Below are 14,407 nucleotides of genomic sequence, written 5' to 3'. Positions count from 1 at the left end.
TTTACAATGCAAGCAAAAAAAAACCTGTGCTTCAAAGTAAACTTATTAATGGGGCTAACGCAGAGTAACATCCCCTGAAAGAACCCTCTTCATGGAACCATCTTTTTTCATCAGCAGAAGCGCCCCTTCTGCATCAATGTCAAAGGCTATTCCTTCATCAACGCCTGCAATAGAAGTTACCCTAACCCAGCGGTTTATGGTAACAGACATTTCCTTCCACAACGATAGAATGCTGCTGAAATGACCATTAATGAACTCTTCATAAAGTACATCAAAACGGTCTAGGATTCCGGATAACAATCTCAGACGTGATACCTGCCCACAACTCTCTTTTTCAATAAAAGTAGCCGTTTCCGACAGCCCTTCAGCCAGCTTTTCACTGTCAAGATTTACATTGACACCGATTCCAACAATCACATAATTAACCCTGTCGATTTCCGCACTCATCTCGGTAAGGATTCCTGCCAGCTTGCGCCCTGAGATCAAAATATCATTAGGCCACTTTATCCCGGCTTCGATACCGTTTAATTCCCTGATTGCCTTAGCCAGCGCAACAGCTGCCACCAGAGTAATTTTTGGAGCCTCACTGGGGCTGATAGGAGGCCTCAGGATTACGGAAAACCATAACCCCTCCCCTTCGGGGGAATGCCATTTTCGGCCCATCCTGCCCTTACCACCGGTCTGCTCCTCAGCAATCACAACAGTTCCGCTCTCCGCGCCTTCCCTGGCCAGCTCTTTTGCCAGGTCGTTGGTAGAATTGACTGTTTCACGATATACTATGTAACTTCCAATCAACTTCCCTGTTAACAACCCTTCAAGCTCATGTGTGAATAAACGGTCAGGAACATGCACCAGCCTGTAACCGATTCTGGAATGCGACTCTATCCGGTAGCCATCTTCCTTCAGCTTCTTGATATGTTTCCAGATTGCAGTCCGGGATACCCCCAGGATCTGGCTTATTTCTTCCCCGGAAACATATTCCGGACATCTTTTTTTCAGCAGGGATACTATCTGACCCTTCATACCACACCTCACTATGAATTCATTATAAAATACAAAACAGTATATTGTCAACTACTTCTTCCCTTGCAGTTAACAAACATACTGTGCACTTAAATAATAAAAGTAGCGTTAATAACACGGCGGCTCACTGACTCCTGACTCCTAACTCCTTACTCCTAACTCCTTATTCCTTATTCCTTACTCCTGACTCCTTATTCCTTACTCCTAACTCCTGACTCCTGCCTCCTGACTCCGGGGTCTAATCTTTATCTCCCGGATATCCAGGCTGATGTCCAGGGATTTCACGGAATGTGTCAGAGCGCCCATAGAAATAATATCAGCTCCGGCGCGGGCATACCCTGCTGCCGTGTCCTCGGTTACTCCACCGGATACTTCTACCTGAGCCCTGTGGTTAATCAGCTTGACTGCTTCGCTGACTGCCTCAAAATCCATATTATCAAGCATAATGATATCAGCGCCTGCTTCCAGGGCCTCACAAACCCCTTTAAGGTCCTCTACTTCAACCTCAACCTTAAGGGTATGGGGCGCTTTCGCCCGAGCCATAGCCACGGCATTTGCAATCCCTCCGGCTACCTTGATGTGATTATCTTTAATTAGGATCCCATCATAAAGGCCAAACCGGTGGTTTCTGCCCCCGCCGACGGTAACGGCGTATTTCTCCAAAGCCCTAAGCCCTGGGGTGGTTTTCCGGGTATCAACTATGATGCAGTTAAACCCTTTCACCATATTCGTAATGGCAGCTGTCCGGGTAGCTATGCCCGAGAGTCTCTGAAGCAGATTTAGGGCTACCCTTTCTCCTGTTAAAATGGGTCCTGCAGGTCCGGAAATAACGGCAATAACATCTCCCGGTTCAACAATGTCACCATCTCTTTTCCTATATGTAAACTGCATTTCATGGCTGAGAAATTGAAATACCCGTTCAGCAGCCCAGGTCCCTGCAATCACACCGGTTTCCTTGGCATAAATATACCCTTCGGTAACAGCGCCTTCAGGCACAGTACTCATTGTGGTCAGGTCCCCTGTCCCAACATCTTCCTTTATCGCCCCGGCGATTATTTCATCAAGTAACTTCACGTTTATATGCACTTATTTCGCCTCCTGAATCCCGGTATATTACCATATGCTTTTTCCAGTTAACATCATCCCTGACCCCATAGTTTACCCTGCAGTGCCCGCCCCTGCTTTCACCTCTGGTAAGCGCAGCATAGGTAATTAGGGTAGCAGCAACAAGAATATTATAAGTTTCCATTTCCTCCATACACCCGGACTCAAATCTAAATATGTTATGCATCTGTTCAAGACAATTAAGAGCATTTCGCAGGACATTTTCATCTCTGATAATGCCAACATTTTCCCACATCAGACGCTGGATAACTTCCCTGACTTCCTTAATTCGAGATACATTGTCTGATTGCGGAGCAAGCAACTCGTTATAACTAAAGTGCCGGCCATGGGGCCCCCGCCATTCTTTGAATTTAGGCTTACTGCTGTCTACTATCCGGTGGCCGAATACCAGGCCATCGAGCAGTGAATTGCTGGCCAGCCGGTTAGCCCCGTGAACCCCCTGGCATGCTGCTTCCCCACAGGCATAAAGCCCGGCAACAGAAGTCTCCCCATCAAGGTTGGTCTGGATGCCGCCCATCATGTAGTGGGCAGCCGGAGCCACAGGTATCATTTCCCTGGCTATATCTATCCCATACTGGAAACACGTCCGGGCAATAGTTGGAAATCTTTTCTTAACTTTTTTGCCCGTAATAGGTGACAGATCAAGAAAAACATGGGTAGTGCCGGTAGCTGCCATTTCCCGGAATATGGATCTGGCTACAATATCCCTTGCCGCAAGCTCCGCTCCCGGGTGATATCGGGGCATAAAACGTTCCCCATGGATATTTCTCAGGAGAGCGCCTTCCCCCCTGACAGCCTCAGAAATTAAAAAACGAGGGGCTCCCGGAAGAGATAACGCGGTGGGATGGAATTGTACAAATTCCATATCCATAACCGCAGCCCCTGCTCTAAAGGCCAGGGCCGTACCATCACCGGTGGCAACCTCGGGGTTAGTGGTGTTCTGGAAAACCTGTCCGGCACCTCCTGTGGCCAGTACAGTGATTTTGGCAAAATAGGCAATGGTCTTCTGGGCCAGGTTGTCCCATACCAGAGCGCCATAGCATTTGTTCCCATCAGTAAGCAGGTCTATCACCATATGGTCTTCCAGAAAATGCACCTTGTTTTCGCTTAGTATCCTTCTGGCAAGGGTGTTTTGGATTTCCTCTCCCGTGAAATCGCCTGCATGCAGGATCCTCCGGCGGCTGTGAGCTGCTTCTCTGGTAAAAGTCAGCTCACCATCCAAACGGTCAAAATTAGCGCCCATCTCGATTAGTTCCCGGACCCGGTCCGGCCCTTCATTTACCAGCACTTCTACGGCTTCCACATCACAGAGTCCGGCCCCAGCCTCCAGGGTATCGGCCCTGTGCAGAGCCGGCGAGTCAGCGCTGTGAATAGCGGCTGCAATTCCGCCCTGAGCCCTTTCCGTATTGGTGTCACCCATCTTCTTCTTGGTGAGCAGGGTAACCTCAGCAAATTCGCTGGCTTTTAAAGCAGCATACAATCCGGCGATGCCACTGCCGATGATGAGATAATCGGTCTCTTTTTGCGGCAGAGACCGGGTATCAAAATTTACAATATGTCTGGGAATCAAAAGAAAACCCTCCCCTATTTAACAGCAATCATACGCTTTACAGCGCCAAGGGCTTTGTCACGTATTTCATCAGGCACCATAATCCGAGGCTGTAACTCCTCAAGTGACAGCTTAACCTTTTCCAGAGTAGTGGCTTTCATATTAGGACAGATCAGTTCATCTGAAGCCATATGAAATTTCTTCCCGGGAGCAGTTTTTCTTATTTTATGAAGAATCCCCGCTTCAGTGCCCAAAATAAATTCCTTATGGTCACTCTCTTTGGCAAACTTTATCATTCCGGATGTGCTGAAAACCCTGTCGGCCAAAGCAATCACCTCCGGCCTGCATTCAGGATGAACCATCACCAGGGCCTCGGGATAAGTCTGTTTAGCCTTTCGCAGTTGTTCAGCAGATAACCTGTCGTGAGTATTGCAAAAACCCTCCCAGTAAATAACCTCCCTGCCTGCCTGTTGACCGACATAGTGTCCCAGATTCTTATCAGGAACAAATAAGATGCGTTTATTGGCAGGAGCCGACCTGACAACCTTGACAGCATTGGCAGAAGTACAGCAGATATCGCTTTCTGCCTTCACATCTGCCGAAGAGTTAACATAACATACCACTACAGCATCAGGGCATTCCTTCTTCTTAGCCCTTAACTGATCAGCGGTGATCATGTCAGCCATCGGACACCCGGCATTTACTTCAGGCAGCAGTACAGTCTTTTGAGGGGAGAGTATAGCTGCGGTTTCAGCCATAAAATGTACCCCGCAGAACACTATGACCTCAGCATCAGTTTTCGCCGCCTCTTCGGAAAGCCCAAGGGAATCACCCGTAAAATCCGCAATATCCTGCACTTCCGGTCTCTGGTACAGGTGTGCCAAGATCACAGCATTGCGCTTCTTTTTAAGCTCGAGAATGTCATTCTGCAGCCCGGAAAATTCAGCTTCCTGTTTTATCAAAGTCTATCAACTCCTAATCAGAGCGTAAATGATATTTTTATTCTATATAAAACTATAAAAACCTGCAACATTTGCCTAATTAGCCGTAATTATTCCATATATTTCTTCGCTTACCGGGACTCTCCTGCAATTTCCCCAGAATTAATCTCAGAAATCCTGTTTTTATCATCTACAAAAATAACGATTGGCTGGAAACCGGCTGCTTCATGGTTATCAACCATAACATAGGAAATAATTATAATTCTGTCTCCCGGCTGTACCAGCCGTGCAGCGGCACCGTTAAGACAGACTGTGCCTGAATCCCTGGTTCCTTTAATAACATACGTTTCAAAACGCGCTCCATTGTTATTGTTCACAATTTGTACTTTCTCATTCTCAAGAATATCAGCTGCTTCCATCAGCGCTTCATCCAATGTTATACTGCCCACGTAGTTTAAGTCAGCCTCGGTTACTGCCGCCCGGTGAATTTTAGACTTTAACATTGTCCTGAACAATTGCTACACCTCCAGTACCATATTATCAATCAGCCGAGTACCACCTATAAATACTGCCAGAGCGATAATCACCTGACCATGCATATTTTCGGTTTCTGAGAACCCGGGAAAGGAAAGGACTTCGACATAGTCAATTCTTGCCCTGGGCTCCCTGTTAATAAAATCGGTTATCTCACTTATTAAGTCCGCTGTGTTTCTTGCTCCGGCCGCAACAAAATTTCGGGCCAGTTCCAGCCCCTGTGACAACACCAGGGCCGCTTTGCGTTCTTCAGGGCTAAGGTATTTATTGCGAGAACTCATGGCCAATCCATCGGTTTCCCTGACAATGGGGACAACCTTGATTTCCAGGTTCATATTGAGATCTGCAGCCATTTTATTAAGGATAGCTGCCTGCTGGGCATCCTTTTGACCGAAAAAGGCAATATCTGGCTCCACAATATTAAAGAGCTTGGTGACAACAGTAGTAACTCCCCGGAAATGTCCGGGCCGTGACCTGCCACACAACTTGTCGGTCAGGCTGCCCACTTCCACAGTCGTTCCATACCCGCTCGGGTACATCTCGGTAACCCCAGGGGTAAACATCAGGTTCACTCCGGCGCTTTCAGCAAGCCGGAGATCCCGCTCCAGGTCTCTGGGGTATTCTTCAAAGTCCTCCCCTGCACCGAACTGAAGCGGATTAACAAAAATACTGGCCACAACAAAATCAGTTTTTTCGGCTGCTTTCCTCATTAGGGTCAGATGTCCCTCATGGAGAAACCCCATTGTCGGGACAAATCCAATAGTTTTACCCTGTCTCTTTACCTTGGTGACAAACTCTTTCATTTCAGCTATCATTTCAATTACTTTAATACCCTCTGCTGTTTTCCCAGCGCCCATTACCTGCCCCCCCAAAAACAATCAGCATTTTTTCAGCAATTACAACCGACGGCCTGCTCCAGATAACTTAGTACAGTTTGCCGATTTCAGTTTCTTCCATATCATAGCTGTGTTCAGACCCGGGAAAAAGACCTTCTTTGACCTCAGATTTATAGCGCCCAACAGCCTCCAGGATGGTGCTGTGAAGATTGGCATACTTCTTGGCAAACTTTGGGGAGACAGTCGAATATAACCCCAGCAGGTCATGGATTACCACGACCTGACCATCACAACCAGCCCCGGCTCCAATCCCGATTGTCGGCACATCGATGCGTTCTGAAACCATTTTGGCAAGAGGTGCCGGAACACACTCCAAAACTATTGAGAAAACACCGGCATCCTGCAGAGCCAGGGCATTATTTAGTATCAGCCGTGCTGTAGCCTCATCCCTGCCCTGTACGCGGTAACCGCCAAGCTTATTAATGGACTGAGGAGTCAGCCCAAGATGTCCCATAACCGGAATACCGGCATCATTAATGGCTTTTATAGTTTGGGAAATCTCCCGTCCGCCTTCAAGCTTAATTGCATTAGCTCCGGCTTCCTGAAGGAAGCGCCCCGCATTTCTGACACTTTCCTCTACCGAAACCTGGTATGACATAAAAGGCATATCTGCAACTACCATAGCATTTTGAGCCCCTCTGGAAACAGCCTTGGTATGAATCAGCATGTCTTCCATGGTCACGGGTATAGTAGAGTCATAACCCAGGAGCACATTTCCCAGCGAATCACCCACCAGCAATATTTCAATACCTGCCTGGTCCAGCATTTTGGCCATGGAATAGTCATAACACGTGAGTACAGTTATCTTCTCACCACGTGCCATCATTTCCCTCAGCTTAAATGTGGTCACCTTGCTGTTATTCATCATTCAGCCCCCTCACAAAATAATTTTAGCAGCCTTTCTCTTTGGGTTTCATCAATACTTCCTTTTTCCAACGCTATCTCAACAGTGTACCGGCCAAGCGTTTTATACAAGTCCATATAGCTGTAGTTCAATTTTGACAGTGCCTTCAGATGTCCCCCGACAGTGCCGGAATCCCCCCTGGCAACAGGTCCGGTAAGGGATTTTACCGGGCCAAGTTCCGCTATATTTGATAAAGTACCCTTGATTAGTGGTAATAATGCCTCTATCGCCTTGCCTTCCGGAATGCCTATCGAGCCAAATATGCCTATGGCATAGTGCATCAGAGCGACCAAATAATTGGAGGCAATAACCGCCCCCAGGTGGTAGAGAGGCTTATCTTCCTCCTTGATGGTAAACGGCTCCCCTTCCAAGTCACTGATTAATCTGTAGGCGGTCTCCATCGCTGCAGCATCACCCTGGACAGTGAAAAATGAACCCGGTAAATTCACCAGAGCCTGCTCAATGCCAGCAAATGACTGCAGCGGATGCAGCGAACTGATGACACCGCCCTTTTCGCTTAGTGGGGCAAGCACTGCAGCGGGCTGAACACCACTCATATGAAAAAACCGGTGCTCTCCCCTAACCATCCCTGAAGCAGCCAATAAAGAAGCAACTTGGTTGAGTTCACGGTCAGGAGTTGTAATAAAAATAACCTCAGCAAAATTCAAAATCTGAACAGGATCGGTAAATGCTCTGCAGCCAAGCCTTTCAGCAAGCCTGACAGCAGAGATTCCGGTCTTTGAATACATCCCGGTAACCTGATGGCCTTTATCTTGGAGCAGAATGGCTACAGCTGAACCAACTACCCCGGTACCAATTACACCAATCCTGTACATGGTTATAAACCCCTTAACAGAATTTTTCGAAAACATTAAAATAAATAAAAAAACCCTCCAGACTAAATCGGAAAGGTTTTTGATACAAATCAATTCTACCTTCCGTCTCGGTCCTCACGGCTCCAAGCGGCTCTTGGCGTTAAAAAACAACAAAAAAAAGCTTCCGGTGAAGTACCGCAACACAGTTACCTCCCGATGCCTATAATTTTATCACAATTTCCGGTGAATGCAAGTGAATTTTTTATTATCATTTATTAGTTCAGTGACCTGTGCCGCAGTCCTTCCGTCAGGGAACTCAGCATCAGGAGCAATTTCGGCCAGAGGAACCATCACGAATGCCCGCTCCGCCATTCTGGGGTGAGGAATTATCAAGCGCTCTGTGTTTATAACCGCACGGTCATATAAAAGGATGTCCAAATCAATAGTCCGGGGCCCCCACCTAATTAACCTAACCCTGCCAAGTTCATTTTCTATCTCCTGAAGTTTACATAAAAGCTCCTCCGGAGAAAATAATGTGTCTATTTCAGCAACACAATTATGAAACCAGGCTTGTTCTTCATAACCAACCGGTTCAGTCTCATAAACTGAGGAGGTTGCTGTAATCCTGATCCCCTCTATCCCGTCAATCCTTTTCAGAGCAGTTTCCAGATTTAGAACCGGGTTACCCATATTGGATCCCAGACCGATATACGCACGAGGCATTATAATTTGATTCCCCTTATGATTTCGCAGCCCATATAATCAAAAATTCCGCTGATGGGAGCATGGGGTTTGCGCACATTCACCCTTACCTGGTCAATCCGGTAATTTGCCAGGATTTCCTGAGCGACGTTCTCAGCAAGAGCTTCGATTAAATTAAAATTCTTCTGGGTAACGATATTTTTTACTGTTGCATATATATCTGCATAATTTATCGTATGATTAACATCATCTGTCGCCCCCGCTTTTCTCAGGTCCAGGGTGAGTTCAACATCAAAAATAAATTTCTGACCCATAGCCTTTTCTTCCGGAAAAACACCATGCCTCCCGTAGAACTGCATCCCCGAGAGCAGGATTTTATCTTTTCCCAAATCTATTACCTCCTCACCATTGCATCTGTCATCCTGACAACCCGGCCCATTTCTTTAATATCGTGAACCCTTACAATATCCACACCTTGCATAATTCCAAGGGTTACTGTGGCTGCGGTGCCCTCAATCCTTTCGGTCACCGGAAGGTTGAGGGTATTGCCAATCATAGACTTTCGTGATGTCCCCAAAAGTACCGGATACCCCAGTGTCTTAAACTCCCACATCCGGTGCATTACCTCCAGGTTCTGGTCAGTATCCTTCCCAAACCCGATACCAGGGTCGATAACAATATTTTCCCGTTTCACACCTGCCCGAAGCGCCATATCCACACTACTCCGCAAAGCGTCAAGGACCTCATCCATCATACTGTTATATTCTGTCCCATTTTGGTTGTGCATCAAAACCAGAGGCACATCTTCATACCTGGCCACAACGTCTGCCATGTCAGGGTCAGCCTGAAGGCCCCAGATATCGTTTATAATATGAGCCCCCTCTTCCAGCGCCTGTCTGGCCACCTCTGCCTTATAGGTATCAACTGAAACAGGTACATTAATCTCTTCGACCAGCCTTTTCAGAACCGGCAGAACGCGGGACAATTCCGCATCCAGAGGTACGGGATCTGCGGTGGGTCTTGTTGATTCACCGCCAATATCAATTATATCCGCTCCCAACTCAACCATTTCCCGGGCATGTTTGATAGCAGTATCTAAATCAAAAAACCTGCCCCCATCAGAAAAGGAGTCAGGGGTAATGTTTAAGATACCCATAATAATAGTTCGTTCACCAAGCGGCAGAAGATGTCCCCTGCAGTTTAAAGCCTGATGGTTGTTCCCTTCCAGATTATTTAGGGTGCGGCAAAGAATATCAGCCAATTTGCTTAACCCAAAGGGCTGTGCCTTCAACTTTTTAATAACTCTGTTAAACTGTTCTACAGTGCCCATTAACAACACATCAGTTGTCTCTACAGAGAAATTTCCTACACCCCGGCTTACAGCAGCCTCTCCACCCTTTGAAAGCATCTCCTGTTTCAGGATAACCGCTGCCTTAACCGGAACACCCACTGCCTTGATAACCCTGTGAACTGCTTTGGGAGACATAATATTAACCCCTGAAGCATCCGCTCCGGTCAGAGAAAGCTCCTTTTTAGCCTCTTCAATATCACCTACTCTGATTGCCCGCACCGTGAACACTTTTTCATTCCCCCAAATCTGCTAATATTGTAGTCACTATACTTTGTCCTTAATAAACAAGTTCAATCCGGCCTGTTTCCATCTGTGTAATTTTGTAACACTCACCGGCAGCCTCACAGCGGGTACACTGCCGGGATAGCCGGTCAGCCTTGTGCAGATACCTGCCCAGTAAAGAATTCTGTTCAGGCAGCCTCCGGTGTTCTCTAATCCCTCTGGTTATTATTTCTGTTTCCGTTTCATTAAATCCCGTTTTAAGCAGCAGCTCTTCTGCCAATACTGCGCCGGCCTTTGCATGATCCTCCCCGGCTGCATATTCCTTCCAGCGACCGATATCGTGCAAGAGAGCAGCTGTATAAATAACTTCCCTTGCCAGGCGCAGGTTAAAGTCGTTTTCCTCCATAAACCTCCGAATGTCTCCGGTCTCCAATAAAAGTATATAAGCAATCCTGGCTACATCAACCATATGCTGAAAAGTGTGCCTGCAAAACTTCCTGTCCATTTCAGCAGCTATATTTTTATCCAGATAACCCCTGTATAACTCGTCCTTTAATAGTCTGTCAAGCCTGTCCACAGGACTACCTCCGTTGCAGCAGGTGGTCCCGCGAACCCCTTACTGTAGTTTGCTTAAAAGCATACCACCATTTAATTAAATCGGGGAGGTTTGCCTAACAAACCTCCCCGAGCATATCAACTTTTCTAGAACAATCCGCTTACTTCACCGGTTTCAGTATTTACATCAACTCTTCTGTAAGCCGGGTCAGATGCGGTACCAGGCATTAAGGAAATGTCCCCGGCGCATGGGCAAAGGAACTTGGCGCCGCTGTAAACTAAGATGTCACGGATCGGCAGAAGCCATCCCTTGGGTACACCCTTCACAGTCGGGTCATGAGACAGACTCAGGTGGGTCTTAACCATCATAGTTTGGAAATCAGCAAACTGCGGATCAGATTCAAACTTCTTGGCTTTAGCTTCAGCCACCGGTGACCACTGCACACCATCAGCGCCGTATACTTCTTTGGCAATCATTTCTACGCGCTGGCGGAGAGGCATTTCCAACGGATAGAGCGGTTTGTAGTTAGATGGCTCGTTGCAGGCATCCATAACAACATCAGCCAACTCAGCTGCGCCTTCGCCACCATACATCCAGTGATCAGACCTGGCAACCCGAACGCCAAACTCATTACACTTTTTCCTGATAAGATCAATTTCAGCATCAGTATCAGTGTAGAAACTGTTGATACATACAACCGGAACGATACCTGATTTCTTAACCACATTTACCATGTGGAACAGGTTCTCGCAGCCCTTGTCGACCAAGTCGAGGTTTTCCTGGGTATATTCAGCCGGCAACGGACGTCCAGGGGCAACAAGCGGGCCGCCACCGTGCATTTTGAGAGCGCGAATTGTAGCAACGATTACGGACACATTAGGAACATTGCCACTTAAGCGGCATTTTACGTTCCAGAACTTCTCGAAACCGATATCTGCAGCAAAACCAGACTCAGTTACCAGGTAGTCAAACAATTTCATCCCTAAGCGGTCTGCGATAACGGAACTCTGTCCAATAGCAATATTAGCAAAGGGTCCGGCATGAACCAGAACAGGCTGGCCTTCCACCGAGTAGCAGAGAGTTGGGTTAATACAGTTTCTCATCCAGGCACACATTGCACCGGCTACATCCAGGTCAGAGGTAGTGACAGGTTTGCCGGTCCGGTCATAAGCAACGGTAATCTTGCCAAGACGATCTCTCAGATCAGCGAGGTCACGGGAAACAGCCAGAATAGCCATTAACTCAGAACCAACAGCGATACCAAACCGTGACGGCATCGGATAACCATCCTTCTTGCCGCCGAGGCCGATGATGATATTCCGCAGAGACTGGGCACAGAAGTCAATAATCCAGCCCATTTCCATGTTTTTCGGGTCTATGTCCAGACGCCTCAGACCGCGCTTGGTGAGTTCTTCATCGGTGTAGTTGCACTCGTGCTGATAACGGGATGTAGCAGCCACCATAGCTAGGTTATGAGCGTTCATGATATCATTGATATCCCCGGTGAGACCGAGGGAAAATTCGGTCATTGGAATAAGCAGGGCATTTCCGCCACCAGCTGCAGTCCCTTTAACGTTCATTGTAGGGCCGCCGGAAGGCTGGCGCAGTGCACCGCCGACATTTTTACCTTTTACGCCAAGTCCCTGGATAAGGCCCATAGCAACAGTTGTTTTACCTTCACCAAATGGAGTTGGGGTGATAGCGGTAACTTCAATAAATTTACCGTCAGGCTTGTCTTTCAAGCGGTTCATAATTTTCAGGAAATCAAGCTTAGGAGTCTTCCCGAAAGGAATCATTTCTTCTTTTTCAAGCCCAAGTTTTTCAATCCACTCTTCCGGAGTCGGCAGGAACTTCTCAGCCTCTTGAGCGATTTGGTAATCTTTAAACTTTGTTGGGTCCATTGATCTCGGATTGTAAGGCATTTAAATAATCCTCTCCCTTCGTTTGCTTATGATTTTGATTTTAAAAGTTTGTGCAGTTCTTTATGTTCGAAACCCCTCTAATCAACCAACCCCCTTTTACTTAATTAGATATCTTGTATCTTACGGCAGCCTGCTTACACATATATAATAATTTTCGACTGCCTGCCATTCAGGGTGACTTAGCCCTGGAAAACAGCTTATGAAAACAATCACAATCCCATTCCCACTCTTATGGAAAATAAAAGAAACTTCAGTTCGGTTTATACATATTCGCGATTTTTACGAAATCTCCTGCCAATAAAGACAAAATATTTAAAAAATTAATACTCTTGCCTGACCGGGAATTATTATCCTCAATATCCACCTTATAGCATATGTATGCCTGTTTCACTACAGAACTATTGCCGTGAAGCCTTTTCTATAATTTTTTTCATAAATTTTTCGGTATTTATAATAAATCTTTCATGGATTCCTTCACCTATCCTGTCAACCTCATCAAAAGCCTCAACTTTAAATATCAGCCTTTTCCCGTCGATTTCTATTAATTCTGATTTGGCCGTTACTGTCATGCCTACCGGTGTCGCTGCACTGTGTGTTGAGCTGATTTTAATGCCTACTGTTGTACTTCCGCCGGATAAATACCGGGCGACAGAAGTCAAAGCCGCATTCTCCATCAGCGCTATCATCGCCGGTGTTGCAAAAACGGGCACACCGCCGCTCCCGTGTTCTATTGCAGTATCTCTTTCGCTTACTACAACGCTGATTTCCCCAAAAAGCCCGGGCTGTAAAGATGCCTCCATACTCGCACCCCCTCCGCTTGAATCTTTGTGGTATAGTAAAGGTAAAATTCGGTGTCTTTGGTAAAATTCCTGCTAAAAGATGATAAATAAGTTGGCCCAAACATTTAATTCCCATACTTAGAAAATTAGTACAACTATATTGTTTAAAGCAGGAATCTCGTTCTACCTGTAGAAATAATATCTCGACCTATCATGAATTTTCTAAACTGTTTCAGCAAGGAGGACTGTGATGCGTGTGAATTTTTCAATCACTGACAAGAACCGGGAAAAGGATTTCTACTTCGAGAAATATATGTGTCCCTTCTGCGTTACCTCAATGGGCACACCCGGGGAACTAACAATTGCAGTTGAAAAATCGACCTTAAGAGTTGCCTGGACTGAATGTACCAAGGGTTACGCCAACTGCTGCGCAATTGCAGAACTCCATGCCAAATTGATTATATCTGAACCACATTAAGTCGTACATAAAGGGTTTTAAATATAAAAAACAGCAGCTCTTTTCAGATCTGCTATTTTTATTCTGTCTTTATTTCTTTTTATTATTCGTAAATCCAGCTATCAAGTACCATCTGGTATTCACAAAGTTCCTTTTCGCTAAAGTAAATGCCAATCTCCCGGGCTGCGCTCTCAACAGAATCGGACCCATGAATTACATTTCGACCGACCTCAATTGCATAATCGCCCCTGATGGTTCCTGCACCCGCATTAGCCGGATTAGTCGCTCCGTTCATAGCACGGGCTGTGCTGACAACATCCTTGCCTTCAAGTACCATAGCAACCACAGGACCAGAGGTTATATATGCGGCCAGAGATTCAAAAAAGGGTTTGCCAATATGTTCCTCATAATGTTTTTCCGCCATCGCCCTATCCAACTGAAGCATTTTGAGCCCCGCAATCTTAAAACCCTTTTTTTCAAAACGGGAAATTATCTCACCAACCAGGTTTCTTTGCACACCGTCAGGCTTAATCATCACATAAGTTCTTTCCAATGTAGGTTCCCCTCCTGAACAACAGTTTTTATAATATCTATCAGCCTAATCTTTATCTGATTCGTTATTATTTCTTCT

At 46.4% G+C, this 14,407-nt stretch carries 16 protein-coding genes; 1 reads left to right on the top strand and 15 read right to left on the bottom strand.

Annotation, left to right across the window (positions count from 1 at the left end; translation table 11 throughout):
* Positions 1 to 54: 54 nt before the first annotated feature.
* The 14 genes from Ga0451573_RS13695 to Ga0451573_RS13630 form a co-directional block, all read right to left on the bottom strand.
* Positions 55 to 1,023 carry a biotin--[acetyl-CoA-carboxylase] ligase gene (locus Ga0451573_RS13695; protein WP_231684692.1) on the bottom strand — a complete coding sequence of 323 codons (969 nt, stop codon included), beginning with the start codon at positions 1,021 to 1,023 and terminating at the stop codon, positions 55 to 57.
* Between the two features lie 204 nt (positions 1,024 to 1,227).
* On the bottom strand, positions 1,228 to 2,109 hold the full coding sequence (gene nadC, locus Ga0451573_RS13690; RefSeq protein ID WP_231684691.1) for a carboxylating nicotinate-nucleotide diphosphorylase: 882 nt from the start codon (positions 2,107 to 2,109) through the stop codon (positions 1,228 to 1,230).
* Positions 2,084 to 3,718 (bottom strand): L-aspartate oxidase, encoded by a 1,635-nt coding sequence (nadB, locus tag Ga0451573_RS13685; protein ID WP_231684690.1) that lies wholly within the window; start codon positions 3,716 to 3,718, stop codon positions 2,084 to 2,086. Before nadB ends, nadC begins: the two co-directional genes overlap by 26 nt.
* Positions 3,719 to 3,732: 14 nt before the next feature.
* Entirely contained in the window at positions 3,733 to 4,656 is a 924-nt protein-coding gene (gene nadA, locus Ga0451573_RS13680) for a quinolinate synthase NadA (protein ID WP_231684712.1), read from the bottom strand.
* Positions 4,657 to 4,769: 113 nt separating this feature from the next.
* Positions 4,770 to 5,153: an aspartate 1-decarboxylase gene (gene panD, locus Ga0451573_RS13675; RefSeq protein WP_231684689.1), complete on the bottom strand. Its 384-nt coding sequence runs from the start codon at positions 5,151 to 5,153 to the stop codon at positions 4,770 to 4,772.
* 3 nt (positions 5,154 to 5,156) lie between these two features.
* Positions 5,157 to 6,002, bottom strand: a complete 846-nt coding sequence (panC, locus tag Ga0451573_RS13670; protein ID WP_231684711.1) for a pantoate--beta-alanine ligase — start codon at positions 6,000 to 6,002, stop codon at positions 5,157 to 5,159.
* A 94-nt stretch (positions 6,003 to 6,096) separates the two neighbouring features.
* Positions 6,097 to 6,933, bottom strand: coding sequence for a 3-methyl-2-oxobutanoate hydroxymethyltransferase (gene panB / locus Ga0451573_RS13665; protein ID WP_231684710.1), 837 nt, complete (start codon positions 6,931 to 6,933; stop codon positions 6,097 to 6,099).
* Positions 6,933 to 7,808 carry a Rossmann-like and DUF2520 domain-containing protein gene (locus Ga0451573_RS13660; RefSeq protein ID WP_231684688.1) on the bottom strand — a complete coding sequence of 292 codons (876 nt, stop codon included), beginning with the start codon at positions 7,806 to 7,808 and terminating at the stop codon, positions 6,933 to 6,935. Before Ga0451573_RS13660 ends, panB begins: the two co-directional genes overlap by 1 nt.
* 210 nt (positions 7,809 to 8,018) lie before the next feature.
* Positions 8,019 to 8,510, bottom strand: coding sequence for a 2-amino-4-hydroxy-6-hydroxymethyldihydropteridine diphosphokinase (gene folK, locus Ga0451573_RS13655; protein ID WP_231684687.1), 492 nt, complete (start codon positions 8,508 to 8,510; stop codon positions 8,019 to 8,021).
* The gene (folB, locus tag Ga0451573_RS13650; protein WP_231684686.1) at positions 8,510 to 8,878 is read right to left on the bottom strand and encodes a dihydroneopterin aldolase; all 369 of its coding nucleotides are present in this window, start codon (positions 8,876 to 8,878) and stop codon (positions 8,510 to 8,512) included. The genes folK and folB overlap by 1 nt, the downstream gene beginning before the upstream one ends.
* Before the next feature lie 5 nt (positions 8,879 to 8,883).
* Positions 8,884 to 10,068: a dihydropteroate synthase gene (folP, locus tag Ga0451573_RS13645; RefSeq protein ID WP_231684685.1), complete on the bottom strand. Its 1,185-nt coding sequence runs from the start codon at positions 10,066 to 10,068 to the stop codon at positions 8,884 to 8,886.
* A 49-nt stretch (positions 10,069 to 10,117) separates the two neighbouring features.
* Positions 10,118 to 10,639, bottom strand: a complete 522-nt coding sequence (locus tag Ga0451573_RS13640) for an HD domain-containing protein (RefSeq protein WP_231684684.1) — start codon at positions 10,637 to 10,639, stop codon at positions 10,118 to 10,120.
* Positions 10,640 to 10,764: 125 nt separating this feature from the next.
* Positions 10,765 to 12,540 (bottom strand): formate--tetrahydrofolate ligase, encoded by a 1,776-nt coding sequence (locus Ga0451573_RS13635; protein ID WP_231684683.1) that lies wholly within the window; start codon positions 12,538 to 12,540, stop codon positions 10,765 to 10,767.
* A 398-nt stretch (positions 12,541 to 12,938) separates the two neighbouring features.
* Entirely contained in the window at positions 12,939 to 13,340 is a 402-nt protein-coding gene (locus Ga0451573_RS13630; RefSeq protein WP_231684682.1) for a thioesterase family protein, read from the bottom strand.
* Positions 13,341 to 13,569: 229 nt separating this feature from the next.
* Between Ga0451573_RS13630 and Ga0451573_RS13625 the strand changes: the two genes are divergently transcribed.
* Positions 13,570 to 13,797 (top strand): hypothetical protein, encoded by a 228-nt coding sequence (locus Ga0451573_RS13625; RefSeq protein WP_231684681.1) that lies wholly within the window; start codon positions 13,570 to 13,572, stop codon positions 13,795 to 13,797.
* An 82-nt stretch (positions 13,798 to 13,879) separates the two neighbouring features.
* On the opposite strand, the gene ndk is transcribed toward Ga0451573_RS13625, so the two are convergent.
* Positions 13,880 to 14,329 (bottom strand): nucleoside-diphosphate kinase, encoded by a 450-nt coding sequence (ndk, locus tag Ga0451573_RS13620; protein WP_231684680.1) that lies wholly within the window; start codon positions 14,327 to 14,329, stop codon positions 13,880 to 13,882.
* Positions 14,330 to 14,407: the final 78 nt, after the last annotated feature.

This window comes from Phosphitispora fastidiosa (genome assembly GCF_019008365.1).
GTDB classification, from domain to species: Bacteria; Bacillota; Thermincolia; order Thermincolales; family UBA2595; genus Phosphitispora; species Phosphitispora fastidiosa.
The sequence above is the reverse complement of the archived record's forward strand: the minus strand, read 5'-3'. Positions and strand labels throughout refer to the sequence as shown.